Below are 1,616 nucleotides of genomic sequence, written 5' to 3'. Positions count from 1 at the left end.
CGTCAGCCGCGGACTCGCGGTCAGCGCGCGCGACAGCGCGCTGCGCATCGTCAAAGTCTGGGCGTGAGACGGTGCAAGCGCCGCTCCGGCAATCAGACAAACCGCCGCGCACGCCAGGCGCGCGGCCATTCCCCTGCGAAGCATGAAACCGACCTGTGAAGGATGAACCTAATGGGCGCGGAACGCCCGACCAATCCGTCAGGCAATATGTTTGGGAGGTGGGGAGTCGGTATCGGGGATTATTCCGGCGAGCCGGGATGCACGTTGCGGGCTGGTTGCCGACACAAGCGCGACCGATGCGGTCGACAGCGGCGGCTGTGTCACCGTCAGCGAGAAGCAGCCATGGCAATGATGCCCGCCGATGGCCTTGTGGTCGCTGTGACCCGGGGAGCCGTCGAGGACCGCAGCGATCTCCGAGCCCCCACCGGGCGTGGTGACGTCGATGTCGTGCGAGCCGTGCAGCGCGCTCGCGAGCAGATAGACAACCGCGATCAGCACAGACAGCAGCCCGCGCCAATTGCGCGGACGGCAAGTTCTGGAGGGCTGGCGGTTCGCAAGCACGACGTCACTCTGGTTGCGGTCTGTGCCCGGCCTAGCATGGCGGCGGGAACAGTGTCGACCCGCAACATTGTTACGTCCCTGGAACAATTGCCGCAGCAGTGCGTCGCGGCCGCCTCTCACTGGCGGGCGATGCGTCGATGCAAGGCAATGGTTTCGTGGGTCGGCTCCGCGATGCGGCTGCCATCGTCGGCTTCCACGGCACGACGACCCGCTTCCATCGCCCGCTCCAGCCATTTGATGGCTTCGTCGATCCACTGGTCGTGGTGCTCGGGATCGGCAAGGGCCTTCTCCCGGATGCATCTGCCTGATGCAGGCGCGCGCCGTTCTGCGATCCACGCGCCGCTCCCGGTCCGGAAGGCTCCGCCCCGATCGCATCTTTGATGATCCCGGGGCCGGCGTCCTTAACATAGGACAGGCGAGGGAGAGATAAGGCGCTGCAAACGCGGAAAGGCCCCAGCCCGGGGCTGACCGGCTGAGGCCTTTGTGCTCACAATCTTCATCCTTGGGACTCGAACAGGAAACGCACATCTTGCCGGTTCGTTCCGCAACTGACGCCGAATTAGGAACGTTCCTCATTCCTCCCGATTAGCAACCAGAAATGTCTGAGGAGGATGGGACTATGGACGGACTGATTTATCTCATCGGCTTGATCGTGGTGATCATGGCGATCCTGTCGTTCTTCGGCCTGCGCTGAGAGAACGGCAATGGAAACTCTCGTACGGGACAACATGATGGAGGGCGGTGCCGCTGCCGACGACCGCCGGTCCATCCAGTGGAGTTCGGTGCTCGCAGGCGCTCTCTCCGCCGGCGCGATGTCGTTCATCCTGGTCGGCTTTGGCGTTGCCATCGGCCTCGGTGTCAGTTCGGCCTCGCCGACATGGCGCGATGCTTCGGCGGCGCTGGCGCTGCTCTCCGGGCTGTATCTGATCATCCAGGCGATCATCAGCTTCGGCTTCGGCGGTTATATCGCTGGCCGGACGGCGCGACCGGAGCCCACGCTGGCCACGGTCGAGGACGACGGCGAGCGGCGGGCCGGGCTGCAGGGCCGGACCTCG

General features: G+C 64.9%; 2 protein-coding genes and 1 pseudogene. 2 read left to right on the top strand and 1 reads right to left on the bottom strand.

Annotated features, from left to right (window positions below):
• Positions 1–198: 198 nt before the first annotated feature.
• Entirely contained in the window at positions 199–561 is a 363-nt protein-coding gene (locus MOV74_RS37670; RefSeq protein WP_246932517.1) for a hypothetical protein, read from the bottom strand.
• Positions 562–716: 155 nt separating this feature from the next.
• Between MOV74_RS37670 and MOV74_RS37665 the strand changes: the two genes are divergently transcribed.
• Together MOV74_RS37665 and MOV74_RS37660 are read left to right on the top strand one after the other, a co-directional pair.
• On the top strand, positions 717–869 hold the full coding sequence (locus MOV74_RS37665) for a hypothetical protein (protein ID WP_246932515.1): 153 nt from the start codon (positions 717–719) through the stop codon (positions 867–869).
• A gap of 396 nt (positions 870–1,265) precedes the next feature.
• Positions 1,266–1,616 (top strand): annotated as a pseudogene (locus MOV74_RS37660) (hypothetical protein); the annotation flags it as partial.

Source organism: Bradyrhizobium sp. SHOUNA76 (genome assembly GCF_023006445.1).
Taxonomy (GTDB): Bacteria; Pseudomonadota; Alphaproteobacteria; order Rhizobiales; family Xanthobacteraceae; genus Bradyrhizobium.
Note: the sequence above shows the minus strand (reverse complement) of the source record. Positions and strands in the feature narration are given on the sequence as shown.